Raw genomic sequence first — 24,658 nt, 5'->3', positions numbered from 1 at the left:
CAATCTTGCTCGTACTTTGAAACAAGCGTAAAACCTGCAATCCGAGGGCGATCGGAACGTCGATCCACCGCGATATAGGACCAATCGGGAGCGAAAGAACTACGTCCCATCGTCCATTGTTCTTCGGTAAGAGCGGCTCGGCCTTGCTGTTGCGCAATAAGGTTTGCTGCGCGTCGCAGCTCATCATCCCATGAAGGGCTCCACTGCTCGATCGTCATATACGAACCGAGGGAAGGCGCTTGCGGAAGTGGGTCGAGTTTCGCACGTAGGTCGTAATAGGTGCGTTCCCAATGGAAGCCTCGAGCCTTAAGGGCGTTTTCAAGTTCGTCCTGCCAATTTTCGACGAAGCTCACAATCGCGCGCTGGCCATTATCTTTATTTCGCTCAAGCATTGAACGAGCAGCTGCAATTTGCCATTCAAGCAGCGAACTACCTAAACCGATCCTACGAAAATCGGGGTCAACTCCGCCTTGACAGACACATTCAATACGCTCTGAAAAGCGCAATCGCGTCTGAGCGAAAGCGACCATTCTCCCCTGCGCGATTCCTTTCGTCGCAAAAGCCGCAATCCCCCACCATAACGAGGCCGGGGAAAGCATTTCCTCTACTTCCGCAAAGGCTGTGCGATAGGGAGGATTATCCCTTGCCTCCATTCGCGCAAAAAGAGCGCTCAGGGCATGCAGGTCACGAGCGTCCAGCTGACGCCAGACGATTCCGTGGTGTTCCTGGGGGAAAGGAGGATATGCCTCGACTCCCCTATCTACTTGATATGAAGCCATTGACGAGTACGCGCCCTACTGATCGATACTGTAAAAGACACGTGTACGGTCATTGAGGAAGCCCAGATGTTCATATACGGCTTGCGCATGTGTTGGGCTCTTAATATCCGCATCAATCCCAATACGGCTCATCCCGTCTTGAGTAGCAGCGTGCGTCGCGGCAGAGACCATTGCCGAGGCGACGCCCTTTCCGCGATATGCCGGCGCAACACCAATGGTGTTGATATAAGCCTCAAGACGACCGTGGGCAATCCAGCTCTCTGCTGGGCGACCAGACATGCAGTAGCCAGCTATTTCACCATCATCACTCAGGGCAACAAAAGACCAGCGATCCTCGTAATCTTCGAGTGCACGCTCCCACCAAAAATCTCGAGCCTCGGTGAGAGGATGATCCGCAAAAACTTCGGAATGTACGTGATGAAGCTTAGAGAAAGAAACCTCACTCATAGGCACAACATGCAGTCCCTCAGGTACCGGTCCGCGGCTCTCTGAGCCCTCTAGATCGCGATACATCACTTGGAACATATGCTTAGCGTAAAAACCTGCAGCAATATACAGACGACGACGATCTGTCATATGACCGTCAACCCAGTTAGCAATAGAGGCTGGGAGTTCACAGTCGGCACCGAAATACTCAACGAGCATTTGGCGTGCACGCCCGTCCTGCCAGTGGAGCAGAGAACGGCCAACACCACGGCCTCGCCATGATGGGTGGATCACCGCGTTAACGATCGCTACCGCGGCCTCGGTTAGGCTGGCCAGAATCTTCACAGAACCAAGAGCGACAATACCTTGGTCCTGGGCAATCCCCACGATTACTTCGAGGGGTGCAGCACCGCACTGTCCTAATGCCAGGTCAGCGATTTCTTTCGACGATGTCCTGAAAATCGCGTCATCTTCTTTCTCAACCTGACGAATCAGCTCTGCGACAGCCCCAAGATCCGAAGGGATCAGAGAGCGCCAACGCAGACCAAGGTGAGAACCTGGAAAAGAGACGAGCGCGGGCGGTTTTAAACGCTCCGCAAGTCCAGTCATGCACATATTCTACGGGATTACGGGCCTTCAGTCCCACTTGAGCGGGAAGCCGCCCCTATGCGTCAATGCGCTCGCGATCAATTCCTGCTGCTTCCTCAACAATAAAGTCGCGTCGAGGACCAACGACTTGTCCCATGAGGAGCTCAAAAACATCTTCAGCCTGACGCAAAGCAGCCTCATCAGCCAAAGTGATTCGACGAAGTGCACGATGGGCTCGATCCATTGTTGTCTCAGCTAGCTGATCGGCATCCATTTCACCGAGGCCCTTGTAGCGCTGGATAGGTTCTTTCCAGGTTCGACCAGCCTTGCGAAGAGCGGCAAGCTGACGGTGAAGTTCCTCTTCTGAATACGTATAAATAAACTCGCGAGATTTGCGTCCTTTACCCGCTACCTCAATGCGGTGCAAAGGAGGGACCGCAGCATAGACCCGGCCGGCTTCAACCATCGGTCGCATATAGCGGAAGAACAAGGTGAGGAGCAGTGTGCGAATGTGCGCCCCATCGACGTCAGCATCAGTCATCAAGATCACCTTGCCGTACCGCGCCTGTTCAATATCGAAGGTCCGCCCAGAGCCCGCTCCAATCACCTGGATAATATTCGCGCATTCAGCGTTCGCCAACATATCCGCAGTTGAAGCCTTCTGGACATTCAAAATCTTTCCTCGAATGGGGAAAAGAGCCTGATATTGCGAGTTTCTGGCAGCTTTCGCGGTGCCAAGGGCAGAATCGCCCTCCACGATAAAGAGCTCGGTCTGTTCAACGTCCTCAGAACGGCAATCCGCGAGTTTTGCAGGAAGAGAAGACGTCTCAAGTGCATTCTTCCGCCGGGAAATTTCTTTGTGCATGCGCGCAGAGACGCGCGCCTTCATCTCACCGACAACCTTCTCGAGGAGTGCGCTGGTCTGCTGCTTATCGTCACGCTTGGACGAAGCAAACTTACTCTCGAGCCAATCCCCGACAACGCGTGCAACAACCGTACGAATCTGCGGTGTTCCCAAGATTTCCTTGGTTTGTCCTTCGAACTGTGGTTCTGGGAAACGAACTGTCACAACCGCTGTCATCCCAGCAAGAACATCGTCCTTTTCTGGGCGTCCATCTTTTGCGCTAACCTTGAGCTTTCGCGTGTTCTTATCAACTTGGCTTCTCAGAACCTTCAAAACGGCCTGTTCAAAGCCCGCGACATGCGTTCCACCCTTCGGGGTAGCGATGATATTAACGAAGGATTCCAGCTGCGCATCGTAGCCAATCCCCCAGCGAAGGGCACAATCAACTTCGCAGATACGCTCGGTTTCAACAGCACGAAGATGCCCGCTTTCAGGATCCAACGCTTGAACAGTCTCAGTGAATGATCCTTCACCCTGGATATGCCAGGTGTCAGTGACAGCACCGTCGTTAGAGAGCCAATCAACGAAGTCAACCACGCCACCATCAAAGCGGAAGGATTCGTGGACAACTTCTTCCCCGCGCTCATCGAAGCAATTAATCGTTAGGCCGGGCACCAAGAAGGCCGTCTGACGCGCACGTGCCAGCAAGGTTTCCCAGGTAAAACCCTCATCGGATGGGAAAATTTGGAAATCTGCCCAGAAACGTACGCGAGTACCCGTCTTCTTCTTGGCAACTTTTCCGACGGTCTTCAAACGAGATTCATCGGTAAAGGGAGTGAATGGGGAATTTGGAGTGCGCTGGCGAGAATCGTCGAATTCGCCTGGTTCACCACGCCTGAAACACATCTGCCAGGTCTTCCCACCACGATCAACCTCGACATCCATTCGGGCAGAAAGAGCGTTGACAACAGACGCGCCAACACCATGAAGGCCACCTGAAGCAGCATACGAGCCGCTACCGAATTTTCCACCAGCATGCAGCTTCGTGAAGACAACCTCGACACCCGACAGTCCAACCCCCGGCACCTCATCGACGGGAATGCCTCGACCATTATCGGCGACCGAAGCCGAATGATCCGGGTGTAGTCGAACATCAATTGTGTCGCAGAAACCCTCAAGGGCCTCATCAACGGCATTATCAATAATTTCCCACAGGCAGTGCATAAGACCACGGTGGTCCGTCGAACCGATGTACATGCCGGGGCGCTTGCGGACAGCTTCCAGACCTTCGAGGACTGAAAGGTGGCGCGCAGAATAGTCTGAGGCTGGGGTTTCACTCACCCCGATAGTGTACGAAGGACAATCAATTTATCGCGTATTTACGCACCGAAAGCGCAAAATTGTGACCCTTTCCAGAGAAATTTTCGGCCATTGGCGGAAAAGACGGAAAAGCTCGGCAAAATACAGCACCGGCATGGTCTTATAGATTCTATGAATACCGTAACTACTGAGAATTCACGCCAGACCCTTCCCCCTATCCTTACCGCTCAAGACCGTTGTGATCAATGCGGTGCTCGTGCGTGGGTTCGCGTGACCTTAGCTACGGGGACGCTCAACTTCTGCGCTCATCATGCGAACCAGCACCTCGAGGCAATTACCCCGAAGGCTCTGGACATCATCGATGAGCGAGAGTTCGCCAATCAGCAGAGCTGACTTTTAGATCACATTCGTCTACCATTGTGGTGATATTTCCCTTCCAAGGAGGACATACACATGGGTCTGTTTTCACGGCCAAAACCGGAAGAGAGCGCTCCGCTGACTCCGGCGATCTCTCAGGAAAGGCTCATCGCTCTTTTCAAAGAACGCGGATGGCACTACTTCGTCGATTCTGATAATGATCTCGGCGGCACCTGGGATGACGATACCTACTACTTCATGCTTCGTGGCAAGGACCAGGAGATTCTCCACATTCAGTCCATGTGGCACCTCTCGATTCCGATCGAGCGCCTTGAAGAGGTCCGCGCGTTCATTCGCGAATGGCACCGCCAAAAGCTCTGGCCGAAGGCTTACCATCGCATCAACGACGAGGGCGAGATTCGCATTTTCTGCGAGAACTCGGTCGATTGGGAACACGGCGCAACTGACGCACAGCTGAACCAACAGATCGCGTGCGCACTGGGAACTGGCCAAGAGTTCTATAACGAACTTGCCAAGGCACTGGGACTCTGAGAGGAAGGACGTCACTATGGGTTGGTTTGATTCCGCTGAAACGGGCGACTCAGTACGCCCCATCTCCAAGGAACGCATCGAAAAGATCTTTGACGGCCAGGGTTGGTACTACGGCCGCGATGATGATGACGACGTTTGCGGCCGCTGGGACGGCGCGCCTTTCTTCTTCCTCTTCATGGGGCAGGATCAGGAAATCTTGCAGGTCACCGCACGTATGGCCGAAGAGGTTCCCGCTGAACGTGAAGATGAACTCGCAAGCGTCATCGAAGATTGGCACCGTGACCGCATCTGGCCGAAGGCATTCTATGCCCCCAGCGAGGCAGGGCCTCTTCGTATCATGACCGAGGTCAATGTCGATTACGAGCACGGCGCAACCGATGCGCAGCTTCTCCAGCATGTCAATTGCGCAATCGCAACATCGCTGTCGCTCTTCGATCACATTCGTGAAACCCTTGGTATTCCGAAGGAAAGCGACGAAGACTGATATTTAACATCAGTTGATATACATGTGAGTGGGGCCGGAGACCTGAAGGTTTCCGGCCCCACTCACATGTATCTAGTTCTCAGTCGAGATAGTCACGCAGGACTTGCGAACGAGAGGGATGGCGAAGCTTCGACATTGTCTTAGATTCAATCTGACGGATACGCTCTCGCGTCACTCCGTAGACCTTGCCAATTTCATCAAGAGTCTTAGGCTGTCCATCTCCAAGACCGAAACGCATCGAAACGACGCCTGCTTCGCGTTCGGAGAGGGTGTCGAGAACTCGGTGCAACTGCTCTTGAAGCAGAGTGAAAGACACAGCATCTGCAGGAACAATAGCTTCAGAATCCTCGATCAGATCTCCGAACTCGCTATCGCCATCCTCACCAAGAGGAGTGTGCAGAGAAATCGGCTCACGTCCGTACTTTTGAACCTCGACAACCTTTTCAGGAGTCATATCCAGTTCTTTAGCGAGCTCTTCAGGAGTGGGTTCACGACCGAGATCTTGAAGCATTTGACGCTGAACACGCGCAAGCTTATTAATGACTTCGACCATGTGGACGGGGATACGGATAGTACGCGCTTGGTCTGCCATCGCACGCGTGATCGCCTGACGAATCCACCAGGTCGCGTAGGTCGAGAACTTATAGCCCTTCGTGTAGTCGAACTTTTCAACCGCACGAATAAGGCCAAGGTTGCCTTCCTGAATCAAATCCAGGAATTGCATTCCACGTCCGGTGTAGCGCTTTGCCAGCGAGACAACAAGACGGAGGTTCGCCTCGAGAAGGTGGTTCTTTGCCTGCTGACCATCCTGGGCAAGGATATGAAGCTCACGGCGCTGGCGAGAACTCAAATCGTTGGAAGTAGTCTTCAGCAATTCTTCGGCATACAGACCAGCTTCGATTCGACGGGCAAGGTCAACTTCTTGCTCTGCGTTAAGAAGCGAGACCTTACCGATCTGCTTGAGATAGTCCTTAACAGGGTCAGCTGTTGCACCCGCGACAGTAACCTGTTGAACAGGTTCATCGGTTTCATCAGAATCAGAAACGACAAAACCGCCCTTTGAACGGACAGCTGCTACCGCCTGAGGCTTTGAATCTTGGTCCTGCGACGAAGCCTCATCTTCGGAGTCCTTGTCCTCTGAGTCATCTTCATCCTCGTCATCGGCATCTACTTCAATGTCGTTGACATCGGCATCAATATCTTCAACATCTTCAAGTTGTGCTTCTTCGACGATGTCCTCTTCGAGATCCTCGACCTCTTCAGACTGAGAATCTTGAGGAACCTCTTCGACCTTTTCAGCCTTCTTCTTCCGCGTCCGCTTCGCAGGCTTTGCGGCAGCTTCCTGAGCGGAAGTACTTTCTTCAGCCTTCTTTGCCGTCTTACGTGTCCGCGGCTTCTTTTCAGGTTCTGCCTCTGCAGCGCCCTCATCCTTTGCGCTCTTTGAAGCAGTGGTCTTCTTGGCCGCGCGCTTTTTAGCAGGAGCCTTCTCTTCCGTTGCGGCGGCAGAATCGGTGGCGGTAGATGCGGTCTTCTTAGTCTTCTTCGCCTTCCCAGCCTTCTTTGGCGCTTCGGCCTCTTCCGCTTGGGCTTCTACCGATGTAGTCTTTGACGAGCGACGCGTACGCGTCGCCTTCTTGACCTCAGGGGCTTCATCTTCAGTATCGCGGGCGCTGGTAGCGCGAGATGGAGACACTCGAATCCCTTTCATGGGTTGGCAAATGAGCCGCCAATCCACTGGACGGCGACAGACTGCCTACAATTATAACTATCCCTTTGTCACTCGCGCAGCTTGAAGCTGCGCAAATAAGGGTGAAACTAGGCGTTCACATCCTCAAAACGCCACGAAGATGTCATCACCGGACAGGGCGCATCAAGCAAAATCTGAGTCGCTGTATTTCCGATCGTTGCGTTCTTCGAACCACCAGGTCGCAAACCGATCACGATCATATCCGCGTCGATCCTACGTGCCCAATCAAGCACGGTTTCCGCCATTGACATATCACGTCGGCAACGCATGACCTCAAAAGAGACTTCGCTTCCATCTAGACGGTCCCATAAATGCGCCTCAGCCGAATTCTCGTCAGCAAAGGTGCCCCCACACTCGTGAGATGCGACAACAATCATCAATGATGTCCGCATCCAGGACGCCACACGTATTGCCTGATCCAGCGCGGCATCAGACTCGCGATTCCCGTAGTAGCTCAAAACAATTGCCACGAAACCTCCTTGATTGCATTTTCATCATAAGAGCAGGGACTTAAAGACGTGTAATTGTTTTATAGACTGGTCACATGACTTCATTGAGCGAGCAGCTTCAGGCCTTAGCACCACGGATCGAGGAGCGTGCCCACACCGTTCTCCAAGACCTTGCTGACACAATCGCGCCAGCCGCTCAGATCTCCTCACTTCTTCAGGTAGCCCATTCAAGTCTTGAGGAAGGCAAACGTTTCCGGGCGTTCCTCGCTTTTGTCGGCGGCAGCATCGCGAATCATTCACCTCTGCAGAGCCTCAATCTAGACGATCTTGGCGCAGCATTGGAGCTCTACCAAGCCAGCGCTCTGGTCCATGACGACATCATTGATCACGCACCCACGCGTCGTGGTCGCCCCTCCGCGCATGCGGCGTTCACGGCGCATCACCGTTCTACTTTGTCCCGAGGCGATAGCGAAGATTTCGGGGTTAGTTCCGCAATCCTGGCTGGCGATTTCCTATTCTCCGCAGCTGAACTGGCAATGATTCGCCAATGCGAGGCAATCCCCCACTACCGCGATGGTGTTATGGAGCTCTATGCGCAGATGCACGCCGAAGTCGCAATTGGGCAATTCCTCGATATCGCCGCTGAACAACGACCACTGGATGTTAATGACCCGCAGGCAATTAACGCACAGACTGCACTGACAATCGTCTCTCACAAAGCCGCTAACTACTCGGTCGTCATCCCGGCAACCCTTGGGGCCCTCGCATTGGGCGCATCCCGATCAGATACCGATTCACTGCGAATGATCCTTAGCCCCTGGGGTCATGCCTTCCAGCTGCGTGATGATGACCTTGGAATCTTTGGAGATCCACGAGTTACGGGTAAGAGCGCAGGAGATGACTTACGCGAAGGAAAACGTACCTATCTCCTTGCCCTCACCTGGCAAGAAGCAAATGCGAGCGAGCGGGCAAAGCTTGCCCACGGCCTCGGCAATCCTGAGCTCGACGAGGAGGAACTCGAAGAACTTCGCGCGATTGTGAAGCGTCGGGGTCGTCGTCGCCACGAAGAAGTCATTTCGACTTTCGAGGCCGAGGGCTTCCTTGCGTTGGAATCCAGCAATTTCAATGCCGATCAGCGCCAGCTGTTGAGCGAGGTCGCGGCAATGCTCATCAAGCGCTCGAAGTAAGCACGAGTTCCAAGAGAAACTCAGCACCTCAAATCGAGATCACCCGTAAAGATCAGAATCCCAGAACAGAAGCAATGCGATTCACGCGGTGGTGGCGCCCGCCTAGAAGAGCAGACATTGGTGTCTCCCCTAGTTCTTCATGCTCGGTGTAGAGCCAGCGAGCAGCCTCTTCGGGGCTAAAACCACCGTCTGCAAGCAAAGTGAGCGTTCCGGGAAGATTGAAAAGGGGTTCGTATCCGTTATCAGTCTTGACCAGAATTTCTTCGGGAATCCCAGAGTTTCCTGCTCCATCGGTATAGGTAAAGAGGATATGGTCGCGGACCAACTGCTTAACTCGGCGAGGCTCGATACCAAGCCTGCGTGCAACCTCTTGAACGGACAGAAGGGAAACAGCTTCACTCATGGGACAATGATATAGCGTGGGAAGGGATTCGCGCCCCAGCACGGCTCGCGGGCTTTCCTGCGCGCATCACCTGAAATCTCCAGTAAAATCCTAACGATGACTTCTGAGACAGAATTTGACCCCGAGGACCGCAGCGACGCCGAAAATGGCACTGCCGGCCAGGGGTCATCTGCGCCTTCTGACCCATTGATCGGCCTGCTCGTCGATGAGCGATATCGGATCCAAGCCCGCCTTGCGCGCGGTGGTATGGCTACCGTCTACGTCGCGCACGATGAGCGCTTGGACCGTCCAGTTGCGCTCAAGGTCATGCACCCACACTTGGCAGAATCTGCTGATTTCGTTGCGCGTTTTAGGCGCGAGGCCCGCGCAGCCGCGCGAATCGTTTCACCGGGAGTCGTTTCGGTTTTTGATCAGGGAGTAATTCACGGCCAAGGCTTCCTGGTGATGGAACTTATCGACGGAACCAACCTCCGTGCGCTCTTGCAGGCACAGGGTGCCTTCACCCTCGCTCAGGCCCTTCAGTACACGCAAGATGTTCTTGAAGCACTTCGTTCTGCGCATCGAGTTGGCGTGATCCACCGCGATATCAAGCCCGAAAATGTTTTAGTGCCCAGTGAAGGCCCTGTTCGCGTTACCGATTTCGGTCTTGCACGTGCAGCCTCAGAAGTATCAATGTCAACGACCGGTTCGATGCTTGGAACGGTCGCATACATGGCGCCAGAGATCGCGACTACTGGAACCTGCGATGCGCGAAGTGACATCTACGCCGTTGGGATCATGCTCTATGAAATGCTCACGGGCTCAGTTCCCTGGCAGGGCGAAAATCCCATGCAAATGGCCTATCACCATGTGAACGACTCTGTCCCGCTTCCTTCTGAAGTTGAGCCGTGGATCCCACGCGAAATTGATGATCTTGTTGCATCGCTTGCCGCTAAGGACCCCGAGGATCGCCCCGTTGATGCTCAAGAGGCCCTTGATTTGGTGATGCGTGCACGCACCTCACTGCCAGCAGAGCTAATGAATCGGCGTGCAGCTATTGATGCCACTGAGGACAACGAACAGCGCACGACCGCGCTGGGGCTTGTCGAGTTGACTTCTCCCCTTCCGGCACAAAAGCTCCCAGCGACCTCGCAAGCTATCGTTCATGTCTCTGGCGGCATTGCCCACGCTGCGCCACAGGCACGCACCCGGAAGCGCTTTGGCAAAGTTCTCGCCCTGATTGTTTCCCTGCTCATTGTTGGTGTCATCGGAGGCTTTTGGTGGTGGCATGAATACGGGCCGGGTTCCTACCTGACCATGCCCGTCACCGATGGACGCGCTGTTTCTGATGTCGAGAATGATCTACGGTCGCTTCACCTGAATTTCCAAGAACGTGAAGATTTCTCAGATACCGTTTCTCAAGGAAATGTCATCTCATCGACACCGGGAAGCGGCGAAGCTGTCCACAAACGCGCTGAGGTTCTTTTGGTCGTCTCAAAGGGCGTTGACATGCGTAACGCACCAAACCTCAGTGGCATGGAAACAGACGCAGCGAAGAATGCGCTGACGACCGCGGGACTGGCAGTCGGCGATGTTCGCGAAGACTGGTCCGAAGATGTCGAGAAGGGCAAGGTCATCTCACAATCTGTCCCAGCGGGAGCATCGGTTCGCCACGATACAAAGGTTGATATTGTCGTCTCCAAGGGCCGTGAGCCCTTAACGGTTCCCGATATTAAAGGTAAGAGTGCCGGTGAAGTCCGCCAAACACTTGAATCGATGGGACTGAGCGCAGAGGAAACTGAGGCATTCTCATCGACAGTTGCTCAGGGAACCGTCATTTCCCAAGAAACTGCTGCGGGCACAACTCTTCATCGCGGAGATAAAGTCCAGTACACGGTCTCCAAGGGCCCTGAAACGGTAGAGATCCCCACTGTTCAAGGACTTCAAGAAAGTCAGGCTCGTGCGGCCCTCGAGCGCGTCGGCCTTCAGGTCCGTGTTGAACGCTTTATGGGTGGACTATTCGGAACTGTGCGTTCTTCCGATCCCGCCGCTGGAACTGTGGTTCCTCGAGGAACCACAGTGACACTGACGATTGTCTAGTCTGTTCACGGCCGGGAAGTTTTAAAGCCTAGTTTTGCCTATGGGTGAGGGGTGAAGAACATTCGTTCTTCACCCCTCACCCATAATCTCTTTGCAGAAACTCAAGCGAAATACCGATCGGATTCAGCTACTCTTTCTTTAAGTATTCCGCGACTTGGAATGCCATCTCCAAAGACTGCTGGTGGTTCAAGCGCGGATCTACTAGTGTCTCATAGCGATCACGCAAAGCCTCTTCATCAAGCTGCTCGGAGCCGCCAAGAACCTCTGTAACGTCATCCCCCGTGAGCTCGACATGAATCCCACCGGGAACCGTTCCAGCTTCGCGATGGGCCTCAAAGAAACCGGTGACCTCATCCATGATCGTCTCGAAGCGTCGAGTCTTGTAACCCGTCGATGAGGTGATCGTATTTCCATGCATCGGGTCGGTCACCCAGGTGACGGGGCGTCCGTCGCGCGCTTGTGCCTCCAAGAGAGGAGGTAATGCATGGCGAATTTTATCCGCCCCCATACGCGTGATGAAGGTCAAGCGCCCTTCTTCGCCCTCAGGATTCAAACGGTCAACCAGACGGCGCATATCATCAATCGATGTCGTCGGTCCAAGTTTGACGCCGATCGGATTACGCACATGCGCAAGCAATTCAACATGCGCATCGTCTACGCCACGAGTACGTTCACCAATCCACAAGAAGTGACCGGAAGTGTTGTAAGGATCCCCGGTGCGTGAATCGATTCGGGTCATCGCGGACTCATAATCCAGAAGCAAAGCTTCATGCGAGGAGAAGAGGTCAACGCTACGCATCTGGGCCACACTGGACACACCGGCTGCCTCAAGGAACTTCACCGCACGGTGAATCTCCTCAGCAAGAGACTCATAACGCGCATAAGCCGGATTAGCAGTAAAACCACGATTCCAGTGATGCACCAGCCGCAAGTCAGCATAGCCACCACGAGTGAAGGCACGAATCAAATTCAGCGTCGATGCGGCATGATGATACAGATCCAACAAGCGCGTGGGATCTGGAATGCGCGACTCGGGAGTGAATTCAAACGAATTGACAGCATCACCGCGGTATGAGGGAAGCGTGACGTCTCCACGGGTCTCCATATCTGAAGAGCGCGGCTTCGCATACTGGCCCGCAATGCGCCCAATCTTGATCACAGGCAAAGACGCACCATAGGTCAAGACGACGGCCATCTGAAGAAGAGTTTGGATCTTCAAACGCAGATGGTCAGCTGTTGCCTCGGAAAAAGTCTCAGCGCAATCGCCACCCGTGAGGACGAAGGCCTCACCGCGAGAGGCGGCAGCGAGATTCGTTCGCAGATCGTCTACCTCGCCGGCGAAAACCAAGGGGGGTTGACGACGCAACTCAGCCAATACGGAGTCGAGGGCCTCGGGATCTGGGTAGCTCGGCTGTTGAAGCGCGCGCTTGGAACGCCAAGATTCCCAGGGAGCAGATTCTTCAGTAGCGGCAGGGGCGAAGAGTTCAGGTGAGCCGGGGCGCAGCGAAAAATCGCCACGCCCCGGGAAAGAAGATGAAGCCATCGTCACTGCGCTGCAGACACAGGCTGGCCAATCTGCGAGAGCAGATCGGTGAACCACGGCTGCGTAATGTCGAAAGGCTTGCCACCGGCGATGCGCGGGAAGGCAATCGCAGAAAGCTGGTCGCCATTCTCTTCATCCTGACCGATGACACCGCTTTCACCGCGAAGTGCACACTCGACGGCAAGATCACACATCTGCTTGATCAGTGCAAGATCTTCCTCGTGTGCTGCTGCCGCGCGTGAGTAGTAACCGGACTTCTGAACCATCACCTTTTCGGCGCCAATAAGCGCTGCAAACTTGCGCGCAAACCACTGGCCGGGGTTGATGGTGTCAAGCTTGACGTGGCCGAAGGGATCACGCTGAACCTCTTCGCCATTGGCTTCCATCTCGGCGATAATTTCGGGAAGGCCTGCACCTTCTGACAGGAAGATGTTGACGTTACCCTGCTCGTCCATGATCGCCTTGAGGCGCTCAGCTTCACCGGCAATGTCAAGAGCGGCCTCGGGAACGTAAACGCCGTGGACATCCCAACGCTCACGGGTCAAGCCCAAGGAAGGCGCCCAGTTCTTGGTGTCGAGCAGCTCGTGGTAGCGGCGAGCGGTCTCTGCCGTCAGGTAGCCACAGTTACGTCCCATGCACTCATGAACAATGAGCATGCGGGGGTTCGAGCGGTGTTCGCCGATCACATTAAATGCGAAACGTGCACCCTCGTCCGCCGCGGTCCATGCGCCCAGAGACTGACGGATCGGAACAACGTCATTATCGATGGTCTTAGGAAGGCCAACCACGGTGAGTTCGTAGTTGTGCTCGTGCAGGTAAGCTGCAAGATCTGCTGCGGTCGTATTTGTGTCGTCACCGCCGATGGTGTGCAGAACATCAACGCCATCCTTGCGCAGCTGCTCGGCAGCAAATGCAAGCGGGTCGACGCCTTCTTCAACCAAGCCTCGGTCGACAAGGTTCTTTGCATTGGTCAGCTTGACGCGAGAGTTACCGATGGGCGAACCACCAAACTCGCGAAGAATACCTGCGTTACGGCGTCCTTCTTCGTCAACGACAACATAGTTGCCGGTCAGAAGGCCGTGGTAGCCGTACTGGTAAAGGATGATTTCTACCTCGGGAGCAACCTGGGTGTAGCGCTCGATGAGATCACCAACAGCAGCCGAAAGACAGGGGGCAAAGCCACCAGCGGTCAAGAGAGCAACACGACGAACCGTCATGAGTCAACCTTTCAGTTTTCTTCACGCGCAGCAAGAGAAGCGCGCCAGATACTTATCTTATCGAGAGTGTAGGTCCTTCGCCGCCCCGGACCTTGTTCTGGGACACGGCGGTGTCGCTATCAGTCTTGATCCCCAGAGTCGTCTGTTTCTTCTTCGGGGATCTGTTCAACGTCTTCCTCAGGTGCAGTCGGAACCTGAACCTCAGGGGCCTCACGCCCACCGGGCGCACTCTTCCCGTTCGAGGGAACCGGGCCGTCAAAAGCGCCTTCCTGGGCAAGCTGAGCTTTTACATCAGCAGCATAGAGATCGACGTACTCCTGACCAGAAAGGAGCATCAGGTTGTACATAATCTCATCGGTGATCGCACGAAGAACGTAGCGATCTTTATCCAGCCCCTTATAGCGGCTGAAATCCAAAGGCTCTCCGATGACCATTCCGATATTGGTTCTCGAAGGAATTTTCTGCCCGATTGGCTGAGCCGCATGAGTGCCGATCATCGCCACAGGAATGACAGGAGCGCCCGATAAGAGCGCTAAGCGTGCAACACCCGTCTTCCCACGATATAAGCGCCCATCGGGACTACGCGTGCCCTCGGGGTAGATTCCAAAAAGTTCACCTTCACTGAGGCGCTTGAGTCCAGCCTTCAATGCGGCTTCAGATGCGCGGCCGCCACTGCGATCAACGGGAATAGTGCCAACAGCACGCATGAATTCCTTCGTTGCCCACCCCTTAAGGCCGGTACCCGTGAAGTAATCGGCTTTACCCATGAACACAACCTCACGGTCAATCATCATGGGTAGAAAAACAGAGTCCCAGACAGCGTTGTGGTTAGAAGCGAGGATCGCCGGACCGCTCTTAGGGATGTTTTCTTTCCCGCGGATCCACGGACGATACGCAGCCTTAAGAATCGGAGTGCCCGTCAGCTTCAGTGCTTGATACAGACCCATGTTTCCTCCACCCGGATCAACCGCTAGCATCGTGGTTATGACCAATGGTTCTACTGTACAGCCCGATCGGCGAAAAACCGCAATGATCCCAGCTTGGGACCACGCTCAATGGCTGGTAGTAGATCTAGAAACAACTGGACTTAGCTCCAACGATACCATCATTGAAATCGGGGCAGCAGTCTACGAAAACCGCGAGCTTGTCGATAGCTTTTCAGCACTCATCAACCCCGGAAGCCCGTTGCCTTCATTCATTACTGCTTTGACGGGACTTAACGATGAAACACTTGCCCACGCCCCGGATCTTCACACTGTTTTTTCGCATTTTTGCCAGTGGGCAGAGCATCTATGCGATCAGAAAAAAATTTCAGGCCTTATCGCACACAATGTCACCTTCGATTGGGGGTTCCTTGAGCGAGCTCAACGGACCAGCGGTATCCGACTCCCCCATTTTCAGCCTATTGACACACTGTCAATGGCTCGTGCCTTGCTCCCATCCGAGGTCGCCAATCACAAGCTCACGACGCTGCGTGAACACTTTAAATTAGGTGGCGGCCAGCATCGCGCACTGGACGATGCCCTGGCCACGGGCATGTTGTTCTATAAGTTGTGTGAATGCGCAGAAAGTCTTGGAAAAGATCCCCTTGCTTACTGCTCGCCTGCGTACCCTTTGTCCTCATAATTTCCCGAGGCCGCGCGTACTTTACGTTGAAAAGGACGAGTTTCAGCGACGCTGACGCAGAAGCTCCGCGAGGGCTTCTTGAAGCTCCTGTGAGTCAAATGGTGCGCTGACAATACGGCTTGCACCTGCCCATGTTGCCAGCCAGTCATCTTGGGGACGAGCGGTGAGCATCAGGACTGGAGGAACATCCTGGCGGGTACCGGCGAGCTCCTTCGCGACCGACATGCCACCTTCCTTTTGAGTTTCTCCGTCAAGAACAAGGGCTGCAATATCCGAGTTATTGTCCACAAGCTCGAGGACACCGAACTTCGTGGCGGCTTGAAGCCATTCAATAGGAGCCGTATCTTTCGATGCTTTGAAACCGACACCTGTGATCACTGCCTGGCGAGTGGACGAGTTATCACTGAAGACCAGAACTTTCACGGGTGTTTCACTCACGATGCGCTCCTCAACGTTAAGAGATCGTTACTCTGGGTATTCTAACCGCTTTTTCATACACGTGTGGGGAGCTGGAACTCCAGCTCCCCACACGTGTTGTTTGCTCTACCGCAGTAGTTCAGATGAACAAACTACTTTTCAGGGATAACAGCAAGAATGTCAACGACAATCGCTTGCGGAGACTGCCCTTGAGCCCCATTGCTAGCAGATACGAGGAGTACCCGCGAGCCCGCGGTGAAGCCGATAAGCTGATTACCGTCCTTCACGCTGACAACCTGGGCACCTTGTTGTCCCCATGTCGACTGTGTTTGAGCATCGTTACCAAAAACGGTTCCGACACCCTGATAAATAATTGTCGAGCCAACAGCAACCTTGTCACCGTGTCCCTCAGCGATGACGACCTTAGAGGCCTGTGTGGGCGCGCTCTGTCCCCAAGTGACCGTGGGCTGGCTACCGAGATCACCACTAACAGTAATGCCCGCTGGAAGTTCATTTCCGGTCGGCGTTGCGCTTGTCAGCTGAGAGGTATCGTTCGGGTTAACAGTTCCCAAAATATCGACGACGAAGACGAGGTCAGCATTTGCGGGAATTGAAGAACCCGAACCTTGAGCGCCGTAACCCCACTTTGATGGGATGACGAGTTCAACACGATCGCCAACATGAGCGTCCGCCAGACCGTACTTCCATCCCTTAATCACCTGGTTGAGGCTGAAAGCGATAGGGGTGCGACCATCTTGGAAAGAAGAATCAAAAACCTTGGCATCGCTGAAGAGCGCACCTGCGTAGTTGACCTGAACAATATCATCGAGGCCGACGGTTGCGCCATCACCCTTGTGGAGGGTTTTTACCAAAATCGCGTCACCCACACTGCCCGATCCGGCTTTAATTTCGGGCTTCTGCCCGAAATCACCGCTTACCTCCGGGAAATTACCCTGGCCGCTTCGATCAACCTGAGGTGACCCCTCAGAGCTTGAAGCCGACCGGGTTGCACTTGCCGAGGCCGAAGGTGATGCCGATTGAGAGTCCTTTGACTGGCCTGAGCAGGCACCAAGGGCAAGAGAGCAGGTCAGTAGGATGGCACCAATAGCAGGTAGCTTCTTCACAATTCTCCGATCAGGCGAAAGACTCACCGCATGCACAAGTGTTCTGCGCATTGGGGTTATCGATCGTGAATCCCTGGCGCTCAATGGTGTCAGAGAAGTCGATGGTTGCGCCTGCAAGATAGGGAACACTCATACGGTCAACAACAACCTCAACACCATCGAAATCACGGACAGCGTCGCCATCGAGCAAACGATCGTCGAAGAAGAGCTGGTAAATCAGGCCAGAGCAGCCTCCGGGCTGAACGGCGACACGCAGACGGAGATCGTCGCGGCCTTCCTGCTCAAGAAGGCTCTTGACCTTCTGTGCTGCGACATCAGTCAGGATGACGTCGTGGGTTGCAGTCTCAGTCGTGTTCTCAGACATGCTGCTCCTTTAATTCTTTTCTTATAGGAATAACCTCTAGCCTAAGGCTACTCAGGCACGAGCGCCATCTTCAAAGCTGAGAGCGAATTGTCACTGCCTAGCCCACGTACGAGCAGCGCGGTATCCCAGAGCATCAAGGTTTCCAGTTTCATCAACGAGAATCCCATGAATCCCCCACTGGGCCCGCTCATGTGCCGATAGAGTGGAATGCGCGCCAATAGCAAGAACGGGTATAGCTGATCTCGACGCGATTTCAGTTAATAGATCAAGGCTAGATTCAGCCAAAGCCGGTGAATGTAGCTCTGGTTCACAAATGATCACAAGGTCAGATGCCTCAATTGAGCTTTCGCAGTCGGTGTGGTGGAGTAAGAAGTCACCATCGGAGACCAAACGGCCACCGAGAAGCCCAACAATCGCTGCAGCACCCCCACTAGCCCCCGAACCGGGAAGCCTTCCGGGTTCCACTACCGAGGCCGATTGCCCACTGACTGCAAGTTGCGGGCGCATAGTTTTGTGAAGCAGCTCCGCCCATCGTCGATCGAAGGCTGTATCTCCGCTGACTCGAAGACTAAGGTCTGGTTCGAGAGCCAATGTCGAGGATGGGCCAAAGAGCGGGCGTGACGTCGAGTAGGCGGCATAAAACTCCTGACCCGATACAGCGTTTTGTGCGTGCTCAATTGCGCGCGCAAACCATGCCTCGAGCGATTCCTTCGCCCTTCGCTTCGCTCCGGAAATACTTTCAAGAAAGCTCACCCCACCATCAGTTGCTGTGAGGTGACCACCCTCAAGGACGGGGACTTTCCCTTCTGCAAGCACCTCACGAAAGCGCTGCCCGGCCTCGTGAAGGCAGTCCCCATCCCCCACGCTAAGGACACAAAAACGTTGATCGTCCTCCATGGCCTCGGCAAAGGCCTGACCGGGTCCAAAGGGTAAAAAGGAAACTTCCCACGAAGGCGCACCTGCCGAGAAGCTCTGAGCAAGTGCACGAAGCACGGGGGCAGGATCATTTTCCTGCCCCCAATGCCCCGTAATAAACGCGCGTCCCACTTACTTCTCAGCCAGGCGAGACAAGACCAGCGCCTCTGCGAGGACAGCGTTCTTCAGATCGGGAAGTGACTGAGACTCGTCCTCAGAGTGAGCATTCGTCAGCGGATCTTCAACGCCGGTGACGACGACCTGTGCGTGAGGGAAGGTCTCTTGGAACTCGGAAATGAACGGAATAGAACCGCCGACACCGATATTGACTGCTTGAACACCCCATGCGTCAGTAAGCGCCTGCTTGACCACGTGTGAGACTGGGGAATCGACATCAGCAAGGTATCCGGGCCCTAGGTCGACATCAGAAAACTCGATACGTGCACCGAAGGGCACGTGCTCACGAAGATGCTTCTCAATCGCATCCATTGCTTGACGCGGGTCAACACCGGGAACCGTGCGCATCGACAGACGGAAACGAACGTGGGGAATGATCGTATTCGATGAATTCGCAACGCTGGTCGTATCAAAGCCAATCAGTGATACGGAGGGCTTCGTCCAGGTACGGGCCGCAAGATCTCCGCTGCCAGCAAGTCGAACCTCATCAAGCATTCCGCTTGCCGCGCGGAACTCGTCTTCGGGCCAATCAACCTCTGCGCGGTCATCTCCACCCAAACCTTCAACGACGATGTTGCCATCTTGATCGTAAAGCGAGGCAATCAAAAGAGCAGCGCAGCTGGGAGCGTCAATCATCGGGCCGCCAAACATTCCTGAGTGAACAGCGTGGTCGGCGACGGTGAGATCAACTGTGAAAGCGCAGTTGCCGCGCAAGCTTGTCGTAAGCGCAGGCTCCCCCGGCTTCCAGTTATCCGAGTCAGTCACGATAATGACATCGGCTTCGAGCTGGTCACGGTAGGTCTCAAGGAAGTGAGTAAAAGAGGGCGAGCCGATTTCTTCTTCGCCTTCGATGTAGACAACAACGTTCGCACCTAGATCCTTACCAAGGAGGCTCAAAGACCCGAGGTGAACAATGACACCCGCACCATCGTCAGAAGTTCCGCGTCCATAGATGCGATCAGCCTTAACAACGGTTGTCCAGGGGTCTGAGTGCCAACGTGCGACATCTCCAGTTGGCTGGACATCGTGGTGAGCATAAAGAAGGACCGTCGGCGCACCCTCAATATGAGGGGAACGAGCAAGGATTGCCGGCTTACCTTGAACTCCTTCAGGAGTCGTCACTGAGTGAATCTGAGCGTCTAGGCCAAGGGCCTCAAAACGCGAACGAATATGCTCAGCGGAACGGTCAACATCCGCAGCGTGAGCCGGATCCGAAGAGACGGAGGGAATGGCCACAAGCTGAGAAAGCTCATCAACCAATTGCGGGAAAAGAGCGTCAAGGCGCTCACGAAGTTCATCGATATTCATAAGGCAAGAGTATCTCTTCTACAAGTTTCTGCTCGCATGATTCCATTCTTAGCGGACAAGAATGTGCCGATCGCACTATCGATCTATTACCCTTAGAGACGTGTTGAGCTCAAAGAAGTCAGAATCCGAAGAAACTCTTCAGCCTCAGACTGCGAACGATCGTTCGAAGAGCGGTCCGACGCCTTCGCGTAAGCAAGCCCAAGCACGCAATGATCATTCCTTGATTGTTGCGGATCGTAAGGCTGCCAAGAAAGCCGCACGTGAGCGCGCTCGCGCGATGCGTCTTGAACAAGACCGCCTCCAGCAAGAAGCGCTGATCACCGGAGACGAGCGCCATATGCCGCTACGCGACAAGGGCAAGGTGAAGCGCTTTACTCGCGACTGGCTCGATGCTCGCTGGTCCCTCTCAGAGTTCGTCTTCCCAGTGATGATTCTGTTTTTCGTCGTTTTCTTCAGCGTGTCTTTCTTCGCCTCCACCTCAGCTGCCGGTCAGCGCGCGCTCTTCATTGTCATGCTGATTATGTACGGCCTGTTCTTCGTTGCGATAGTCGAAACCAGCATTGTATGGCGGCGCATCAAGCGTCAGGTCCGCGAGGTTTACCCGCGCGAGTCCATGCCTCGCCGCATGTGGTTCTACGCATTTTCGCGCGCAATCATGCTGCGTCCGTGGCGTTCACCTCGTCCGCAGGTCGAGCGCGGACAGTTCCCAAAGAGATAGTCCCGCGATCTCATTTTGGAGGGGTAAAGGTTATTCGCCTGCACCCCTCTTTTTTTATCCACAGGGTAGCCATCTATTCGGCGTTTTCCACAGATTTCTTGAGGGGCCCCACTACAACTTCAGCGCAGAGGGAGACTCGTGATGCAAAAAGCTTATGAAAGGAACAATCATGGCGCATCACTCTTCGGCCCTTGAAAGTATTCCTCCGCTCTACGGAGAAACTGGATGGGTTGAAAACTGCGGACTAGTTAAAATTCTCCGGTCGCTCACAGATACTCAGGTCACTTCTGATTTCTTCAGATTCTCTGGTTTAGACAGCTCGCGAATCGAAAAGATCCGTCCCCTTCTTCCTCCGGATAACCTGCAGGATCGGCAGAATAACGCACCCCCGCTGGACCTCTTTTTTACCGCGGCGCTTCGTAATCCGCGCGTTTCTTTGGGTGGTTACCTCGTTCTTGCACCGCGATGGGATGAGAGGATGAGCATCGATTCACTCTTCATTGAAGACGCATCAGCACTGAACTACCGCGAAAGCCCGTGGGCGCTCATCCATGAAGACGGTGTGTGGGAACGCCTTCAGGAGCAACTGGGATTCGACGGCTATTGCAGGCCGGACGAATGCGAACCGATTGCGTGTATGGATGAGACTCACGGCCCCGGCTGGTGGCTTTGGTGGGACTGAGCGCACAACGCGTCAGTGGCACAATAAAGGAATGCTCATTCATCTGACATCCGCCTCGCTCGACGAGGATCCACGCCTAGCCGACTACACCTCAATGACCGATGTTCATCTTCGTAAGAGTCTGGAAGTCGAACGCGGCCTATACATGGCAGAGTCAACGAATGTCATCATCCGTGCTCTCGAGGCCGGACATCACCCACGCTCGCTCATCATGGCTCCGCGGTGGCTCCCTGACCTCGAACCACTCCTCGAGCGCTTCCTAGGAGCCACGGACGGCGGCGAGGTACCTGTCTTCATTGCTCCTGAACCGATTCTGGAGAGCATCACCGGCTTCCATCTTCACCGTGGCGCACTCGCTTCCATGCAACGCCCTGTTCTACCTTCGGTGGCAGATCTTCTCTCCTCTTTAGGAGAAGGACCAAAGCGTATTCTGATCCTTGAAAATCTGGTCGACCATACGAATGTGGGTGCCGCCTTTAGAAGCGCTGCCGCACTCGGTGCGGATGCAGTTCTTGTCACTCCAGAATGTGCAGACCCTCTCTATCGGCGCTCCGTTCGTGTTTCAATGGGAACGGTCTTCCAAGTCCCGTGGACCAGATTGGACGACTGGCCGGCAAACGATGACCTGCACGCTGCAGGATTTTCTCTGGCAGCTCTGGCTCTCAGTCATGATTCCGTTAGCCTTGATGAGTTCGTAACGATGCCCGTGATGACAGATAAAGATTCACGCATTGCCTTGGTCATGGGAACGGAGGGCGATGGCCTGAGGAAGAGCACCCTGTCACGCACCGATTACGTCGTTCGTATCCCGATGATGGGCGGTGTTGATTCGCTCAATGTTGCTGCAGCAAGTGCGGTTGCCCTGTGGGCAACGCGACTACCTCGCGCGTAATTCCTTCACAATATCCGCGATCACACCAACGCATTCTTCCCAACCACTCACAGCGAGGGTCGGGTATCCTGCAACCTTCACTGGATAATCGTTGCCGGCCTCGTCTAGCCGATCCCCAATGAAGAGCATGTCTTCTGGTGCGATTCCAGTGATTTCAACAAGCTTGCCCATCCCGTAGGCCTTATCGATTCCGTGACGCGTGATATCAACTGAAGTTGATCCTCCCCCACGGACCTCAAGGTCTGGAAGATCCCCTGCAACCGCATCGCGAAGAGCCCGCTTCTTGTCACCTGTCGGGTCCCACGCGCGCTTTGCCTCTAGAGGAGCTTTCTGCCCCAGCGCTGAGAAGGTAATCTGCGAACCTCGGTCCTCAATGATTTCTCCCCAAGGATGGGATTCCCATACCCCTTGCTCACGCGCATGGCGTTCGAGCGACGCGATTGCGCGCTCACGCTGCTCTGTAGTCAGGTCATTGGCATAGACCTGTTCCCACTGAGCATCCCGCTCATCCCAACGGTAGTAGCGCGTCCCGCAGGTGGGCATGAGATGCAAGTTCTTTAATTGAGAAGAAGAAGCGCCGAGGTTGTCCAGTAGCTGGGTGCGAAACTGTCCAAACTCTCCGCCAGAGATCACGCACACTGGGACACAGTCGAGCAGTGCACGAAGTTGATTGGCCATCGGCTCCGGAAGTGCAGACTTCGACGGTGCCAGGGTGTCATCAAGATCAAAGGCGACGAGGCGCACATCTTCCCCTATCGTGTCGGAACTTCGGCCTTTTGCGAAGCAAGAGTTTCATGCTCCTCATCGCCATCCGGAGTTGGCAGGATTCTGAGCATAACCATGGATGCAACAAGCCCTCCCCATACCAGAAGGATCGTCACAATCATCATGATGATAGCAGCGGGGTTCATGCGATCTCCTTAGATGTTGACGAGGTGCTTGAGCGCTGAGGATGCGACCAGGGCATCAGAGTAACGATTGCGGATGCGAGGAGAGCGAAACCGACAGATCCCCACCCGAAGATGTTCACAAGATACCCGGCATAGCCGCCGTATCCTTCACTGATGCTTGAAATCACTGAGGTCACCATCATGAATGCCAGTACCAGGGGAATGACGATACCAACGAGGTAGTCCCATACGGGAGGAATCGACGGCGCTGAAACAGAGTTAAGGTGCGTACGCAGACCCCGAAGCCTGGGGCGTACGAGTGCGCTGTAGAGCGCCATGGCAATCGCGCACCCAACAACTCCCACATTGTTGATGAAGTTATCAACGATATCCAAGGTATTCAGACCAGAACGTGTCGCAAAAAGCGCCAAAGAAATAATCGTTGTTGGAATCCCCATGACGAGCGAAGCCTTCGCGGGGGTCAAGGCAAACTTATCTTGAATTGCACCAGAAACCACTTGCAAGAGCGAGAGCAAAGAGGTCACGCCTGCGAGGACAAGCGAAGAGAAGAACAGGACTCCGAAAAGCGGACCGCCCGGCATCATCGAAATAATCTTCGGGAAGGTCACGAAGGAAAGAATCGGACCGGTCAGTCCCTTCAACTCAGAAACAGCGATTCCTTGCGAATGCGCCATGAACCCCAGCGCTGAGAACACACCAATACCAGCAAGAATTTCGAAGGACGAGTTAGCAAAGCCAGCGACCAAAGCAGTTCCGGTAACGTTCGATTTCTTGTGGAGGTACGAGGCGTAGGTCAGCATGATTCCAAAGCCAACAGAGAGCGAGAAGAAGATCTGAGCGAACGCGGCGAGCCACACCTTGGGTTGAGCGAGGGAACTCCAATTAGGTGTGAAGAAAGCGCTCAGGCCTTCCAACGCACCGGGCAGAAAGAGCGCACGCACAACAAGAGCGAGGAAGAGGACAACCAGAAGAGGAAGAAAAATCTTATTGGCCTTTTCGACCCCTCGTGAGATGCCAAAAGAGGCAATGAGCAAAATGCAGGCCCATACCAAGACAAGCGGGATAGCAACTGCCGCTACCGGAGTCCACGAGAATTCATCAGAACCGACGGTTCCCAGGAAAGAAGAAAGGAAGAATGTCTTTGAATCCTCACCCCAGGCCTCGGTAATCGAATAGACGACGTAGCTTCCCGACCACGCAACAACTGCGGCGTAGTAGGTAATAATCACGAAGCAAATGAAGACGCACAACCAACCAAGGAACTCTCCCTTGGCGTTCATACGGCGGAAGGCCCAGGGAGGGGTTCCACGGAACTTATGGCCGACGGCGTACTCGAGCCAAAGGATCGGGATACCGGCGAAAAGCAGAGCAACGAGATAGGGAACAAGGAACGCTCCCCCGCCATTGGTGTATGCAACACCTGGGAATCGCCAGATATTACCCAATCCGATCGCGGAACCGATAGCCGCCACTAAAAAGCCAGTTTGGCTGGTCCATGTGTCGCGCGTGCGACGTTTCGCAGGAGATGCTGCCGTGCTCATGTAAACGT

Annotated in this window: 26 protein-coding genes; 9 read left to right on the top strand and 17 right to left on the bottom strand. The window is 54.4% G+C overall.

The annotated features are described in order from the left end of the window. From KHW85_RS06940 to KHW85_RS06930, 3 genes are all read right to left on the bottom strand, one after another. Nucleotides 1-779: GNAT family N-acetyltransferase (locus KHW85_RS06940; RefSeq protein ID WP_291459328.1), on the bottom strand; the 779-nt coding region annotated here is incomplete at its 3' end. A 15-nt stretch (nt 780-794) separates the two neighbouring features. Next, on the bottom strand, nt 795-1,814 hold the full coding sequence (locus KHW85_RS06935; protein WP_156335455.1) for a GNAT family N-acetyltransferase: 1,020 nt from the start codon (nt 1,812-1,814) through the stop codon (nt 795-797). Between the two features lie 55 nt (nt 1,815-1,869). Beyond that, on the bottom strand, nt 1,870-3,978 hold the full coding sequence (locus tag KHW85_RS06930) for a DNA topoisomerase IV subunit B (RefSeq protein WP_291459327.1): 2,109 nt from the start codon (nt 3,976-3,978) through the stop codon (nt 1,870-1,872). Nucleotides 3,979-4,128: 150 nt separating this feature from the next. Here KHW85_RS06930 and KHW85_RS06925 point away from each other — a divergent pair, with 150 nt between their 5' ends. The 3 genes from KHW85_RS06925 to KHW85_RS06915 are packed head-to-tail and all read left to right on the top strand — an operon-like array spanning nt 4,129 to nt 5,350. Further along, nucleotides 4,129-4,350, top strand: a complete 222-nt coding sequence (locus KHW85_RS06925; protein WP_034251889.1) for a hypothetical protein — start codon at nt 4,129-4,131, stop codon at nt 4,348-4,350. Nucleotides 4,351-4,410: 60 nt separating this feature from the next. Next, nucleotides 4,411-4,866 carry a YbjN domain-containing protein gene (locus tag KHW85_RS06920; RefSeq protein ID WP_009409333.1) on the top strand — a complete coding sequence of 152 codons (456 nt, stop codon included), beginning with the start codon at nt 4,411-4,413 and terminating at the stop codon, nt 4,864-4,866. Between the two features lie 16 nt (nt 4,867-4,882). Further along, the gene (locus tag KHW85_RS06915; RefSeq protein WP_009409332.1) at nt 4,883-5,350 is read left to right on the top strand and encodes a YbjN domain-containing protein; all 468 of its coding nucleotides are present in this window, start codon (nt 4,883-4,885) and stop codon (nt 5,348-5,350) included. A gap of 79 nt (nt 5,351-5,429) precedes the next feature. Here the strand turns inward: KHW85_RS06915 and KHW85_RS06910 are convergent, their stop codons facing one another. Beyond that, nucleotides 5,430-7,058 carry an RNA polymerase sigma factor gene (locus KHW85_RS06910; protein WP_291459326.1) on the bottom strand — a complete coding sequence of 543 codons (1,629 nt, stop codon included), beginning with the start codon at nt 7,056-7,058 and terminating at the stop codon, nt 5,430-5,432. 107 nt (nt 7,059-7,165) lie between these two features. Further along, nucleotides 7,166-7,567 carry a universal stress protein gene (locus KHW85_RS06905; protein ID WP_291459325.1) on the bottom strand — a complete coding sequence of 134 codons (402 nt, stop codon included), beginning with the start codon at nt 7,565-7,567 and terminating at the stop codon, nt 7,166-7,168. 74 nt (nt 7,568-7,641) lie between these two features. Here KHW85_RS06905 and KHW85_RS06900 point away from each other — a divergent pair, with 74 nt between their 5' ends. After that, nucleotides 7,642-8,733, top strand: a complete 1,092-nt coding sequence (locus KHW85_RS06900; protein ID WP_291459324.1) for a polyprenyl synthetase family protein — start codon at nt 7,642-7,644, stop codon at nt 8,731-8,733. A gap of 52 nt (nt 8,734-8,785) precedes the next feature. Here the strand turns inward: KHW85_RS06900 and KHW85_RS06895 are convergent, their stop codons facing one another. Continuing rightward, nucleotides 8,786-9,136: an Rv2175c family DNA-binding protein gene (locus KHW85_RS06895; protein WP_026066551.1), complete on the bottom strand. Its 351-nt coding sequence runs from the start codon at nt 9,134-9,136 to the stop codon at nt 8,786-8,788. A gap of 96 nt (nt 9,137-9,232) precedes the next feature. Between KHW85_RS06895 and pknB the strand changes: the two genes are divergently transcribed. After that, nucleotides 9,233-11,215 (top strand): Stk1 family PASTA domain-containing Ser/Thr kinase, encoded by a 1,983-nt coding sequence (gene pknB / locus KHW85_RS06890; RefSeq protein ID WP_009409327.1) that lies wholly within the window; start codon nt 9,233-9,235, stop codon nt 11,213-11,215. Between the two features lie 127 nt (nt 11,216-11,342). On the opposite strand, the gene KHW85_RS06885 is transcribed toward pknB, so the two are convergent. From KHW85_RS06885 to KHW85_RS06875, 3 genes are all read right to left on the bottom strand, one after another. Beyond that, nucleotides 11,343-12,758 carry a class II 3-deoxy-7-phosphoheptulonate synthase gene (locus KHW85_RS06885; RefSeq protein WP_291459323.1) on the bottom strand — a complete coding sequence of 472 codons (1,416 nt, stop codon included), beginning with the start codon at nt 12,756-12,758 and terminating at the stop codon, nt 11,343-11,345. A gap of 2 nt (nt 12,759-12,760) precedes the next feature. Next, complete coding sequence (locus tag KHW85_RS06880; RefSeq protein WP_156335449.1) at nt 12,761-13,975, bottom strand: pyrophosphate--fructose-6-phosphate 1-phosphotransferase; 1,215 nt, start codon at nt 13,973-13,975, stop codon at nt 12,761-12,763. Between the two features lie 119 nt (nt 13,976-14,094). Then, nucleotides 14,095-14,922, bottom strand: coding sequence for a lysophospholipid acyltransferase family protein (locus KHW85_RS06875; protein ID WP_291459322.1), 828 nt, complete (start codon nt 14,920-14,922; stop codon nt 14,095-14,097). Nucleotides 14,923-14,959: 37 nt separating this feature from the next. On the opposite strand from KHW85_RS06875, the gene KHW85_RS06870 reads away from it, so the two are divergent. After that, the gene (locus tag KHW85_RS06870) at nt 14,960-15,601 is read left to right on the top strand and encodes a 3'-5' exonuclease (RefSeq protein WP_291459321.1); all 642 of its coding nucleotides are present in this window, start codon (nt 14,960-14,962) and stop codon (nt 15,599-15,601) included. A 42-nt stretch (nt 15,602-15,643) separates the two neighbouring features. Here the strand turns inward: KHW85_RS06870 and KHW85_RS06865 are convergent, their stop codons facing one another. From KHW85_RS06865 to KHW85_RS06845, 5 genes are all read right to left on the bottom strand, one after another. Next, complete coding sequence (locus tag KHW85_RS06865; RefSeq protein ID WP_291459320.1) at nt 15,644-16,039, bottom strand: hypothetical protein; 396 nt, start codon at nt 16,037-16,039, stop codon at nt 15,644-15,646. 131 nt (nt 16,040-16,170) lie between these two features. Then, a complete protein-coding gene (locus KHW85_RS06860; RefSeq protein ID WP_291459319.1) occupies nt 16,171-17,142 on the bottom strand; it encodes an FKBP-type peptidyl-prolyl cis-trans isomerase in 972 nt (323 codons plus the stop codon). 10 nt (nt 17,143-17,152) lie between these two features. Beyond that, nucleotides 17,153-17,506 carry an iron-sulfur cluster insertion protein ErpA gene (erpA, locus tag KHW85_RS06855; protein ID WP_291459318.1) on the bottom strand — a complete coding sequence of 118 codons (354 nt, stop codon included), beginning with the start codon at nt 17,504-17,506 and terminating at the stop codon, nt 17,153-17,155. A gap of 90 nt (nt 17,507-17,596) precedes the next feature. Next, a complete protein-coding gene (locus KHW85_RS06850) occupies nt 17,597-18,553 on the bottom strand; it encodes a glycerate kinase (RefSeq protein ID WP_291459317.1) in 957 nt (318 codons plus the stop codon). Continuing rightward, entirely contained in the window at nt 18,554-19,906 is a 1,353-nt protein-coding gene (locus KHW85_RS06845) for a M20/M25/M40 family metallo-hydrolase (protein WP_291459316.1), read from the bottom strand. Nucleotides 19,907-20,006: 100 nt separating this feature from the next. Between KHW85_RS06845 and KHW85_RS06840 the strand changes: the two genes are divergently transcribed. From KHW85_RS06840 to KHW85_RS06830, 3 genes are all read left to right on the top strand, one after another. Further along, nucleotides 20,007-20,624: a DUF3043 domain-containing protein gene (locus KHW85_RS06840; protein WP_291459315.1), complete on the top strand. Its 618-nt coding sequence runs from the start codon at nt 20,007-20,009 to the stop codon at nt 20,622-20,624. Between the two features lie 169 nt (nt 20,625-20,793). Next, nucleotides 20,794-21,306, top strand: a complete 513-nt coding sequence (locus tag KHW85_RS06835) for a hypothetical protein (protein ID WP_291459314.1) — start codon at nt 20,794-20,796, stop codon at nt 21,304-21,306. Nucleotides 21,307-21,337: 31 nt separating this feature from the next. Then, complete coding sequence (locus KHW85_RS06830; protein ID WP_291459313.1) at nt 21,338-22,198, top strand: RNA methyltransferase; 861 nt, start codon at nt 21,338-21,340, stop codon at nt 22,196-22,198. Here the strand turns inward: KHW85_RS06830 and KHW85_RS06825 are convergent. The 3 genes from KHW85_RS06825 to KHW85_RS06815 are packed head-to-tail and all read right to left on the bottom strand — an operon-like array spanning nt 22,184 to nt 24,650. Next, entirely contained in the window at nt 22,184-22,942 is a 759-nt protein-coding gene (locus tag KHW85_RS06825; protein WP_291459312.1) for an HAD-IIB family hydrolase, read from the bottom strand. The genes KHW85_RS06830 and KHW85_RS06825 overlap by 15 nt on opposite strands. An 8-nt stretch (nt 22,943-22,950) precedes the next feature. Continuing rightward, complete coding sequence (locus KHW85_RS06820; RefSeq protein WP_291459311.1) at nt 22,951-23,109, bottom strand: methionine/alanine import family NSS transporter small subunit; 159 nt, start codon at nt 23,107-23,109, stop codon at nt 22,951-22,953. Beyond that, nucleotides 23,106-24,650, bottom strand: coding sequence for a sodium-dependent transporter (locus KHW85_RS06815; protein WP_291459310.1), 1,545 nt, complete (start codon nt 24,648-24,650; stop codon nt 23,106-23,108). The genes KHW85_RS06820 and KHW85_RS06815 overlap by 4 nt, the downstream gene beginning before the upstream one ends. Between the last annotated feature and the right edge of the window lie 8 nt (nt 24,651-24,658).

The organism is Actinomyces sp. oral taxon 181 (assembly GCF_018370895.1).
Classification (GTDB): domain Bacteria; phylum Actinomycetota; class Actinomycetes; order Actinomycetales; family Actinomycetaceae; genus Pauljensenia.
This window is presented reverse-complemented; position numbering and strand designations above follow the sequence as displayed.

What these genes read in the sequence shown, in the direction of transcription:
- KHW85_RS06900 (WP_291459324.1), top strand. Translation starts at nt 7,642, where the DNA reads ATGACTTCATTGAGCGAGCAGCTTCAGGCCTTAGCACCACGGATCGAG.
- KHW85_RS06875 (WP_291459322.1), bottom strand. Translation starts at nt 14,922, where the DNA reads ATGGGTCTGTATCAAGCACTGAAGCTGACGGGCACTCCGATTCTTAAG.
- KHW85_RS06880 (WP_156335449.1), bottom strand. Translation starts at nt 13,975, where the DNA reads ATGACGGTTCGTCGTGTTGCTCTCTTGACCGCTGGTGGCTTTGCCCCC.
- KHW85_RS06895 (WP_026066551.1), bottom strand. Translation starts at nt 9,136, where the DNA reads ATGAGTGAAGCTGTTTCCCTTCTGTCCGTTCAAGAGGTTGCACGCAGG.
- KHW85_RS06920 (WP_009409333.1), top strand. Translation starts at nt 4,411, where the DNA reads ATGGGTCTGTTTTCACGGCCAAAACCGGAAGAGAGCGCTCCGCTGACT.
- KHW85_RS06885 (WP_291459323.1), bottom strand. Translation starts at nt 12,758, where the DNA reads ATGGCTTCATCTTCTTTCCCGGGGCGTGGCGATTTTTCGCTGCGCCCC.
- KHW85_RS06925 (WP_034251889.1), top strand. Translation starts at nt 4,129, where the DNA reads ATGAATACCGTAACTACTGAGAATTCACGCCAGACCCTTCCCCCTATC.
- pknB (WP_009409327.1), top strand. Translation starts at nt 9,233, where the DNA reads ATGACTTCTGAGACAGAATTTGACCCCGAGGACCGCAGCGACGCCGAA.
- KHW85_RS06835 (WP_291459314.1), top strand. Translation starts at nt 20,794, where the DNA reads ATGGCGCATCACTCTTCGGCCCTTGAAAGTATTCCTCCGCTCTACGGA.
- KHW85_RS06915 (WP_009409332.1), top strand. Translation starts at nt 4,883, where the DNA reads ATGGGTTGGTTTGATTCCGCTGAAACGGGCGACTCAGTACGCCCCATC.
- KHW85_RS06935 (WP_156335455.1), bottom strand. Translation starts at nt 1,814, where the DNA reads ATGACTGGACTTGCGGAGCGTTTAAAACCGCCCGCGCTCGTCTCTTTT.
- KHW85_RS06815 (WP_291459310.1), bottom strand. Translation starts at nt 24,650, where the DNA reads ATGAGCACGGCAGCATCTCCTGCGAAACGTCGCACGCGCGACACATGG.
- KHW85_RS06910 (WP_291459326.1), bottom strand. Translation starts at nt 7,058, where the DNA reads ATGAAAGGGATTCGAGTGTCTCCATCTCGCGCTACCAGCGCCCGCGAT.
- KHW85_RS06830 (WP_291459313.1), top strand. Translation starts at nt 21,338, where the DNA reads ATGCTCATTCATCTGACATCCGCCTCGCTCGACGAGGATCCACGCCTA.
- KHW85_RS06820 (WP_291459311.1), bottom strand. Translation starts at nt 23,109, where the DNA reads ATGAACCCCGCTGCTATCATCATGATGATTGTGACGATCCTTCTGGTA.
- KHW85_RS06870 (WP_291459321.1), top strand. Translation starts at nt 14,960, where the DNA reads ATGACCAATGGTTCTACTGTACAGCCCGATCGGCGAAAAACCGCAATG.
- erpA (WP_291459318.1), bottom strand. Translation starts at nt 17,506, where the DNA reads ATGTCTGAGAACACGACTGAGACTGCAACCCACGACGTCATCCTGACT.
- KHW85_RS06845 (WP_291459316.1), bottom strand. Translation starts at nt 19,906, where the DNA reads ATGAATATCGATGAACTTCGTGAGCGCCTTGACGCTCTTTTCCCGCAA.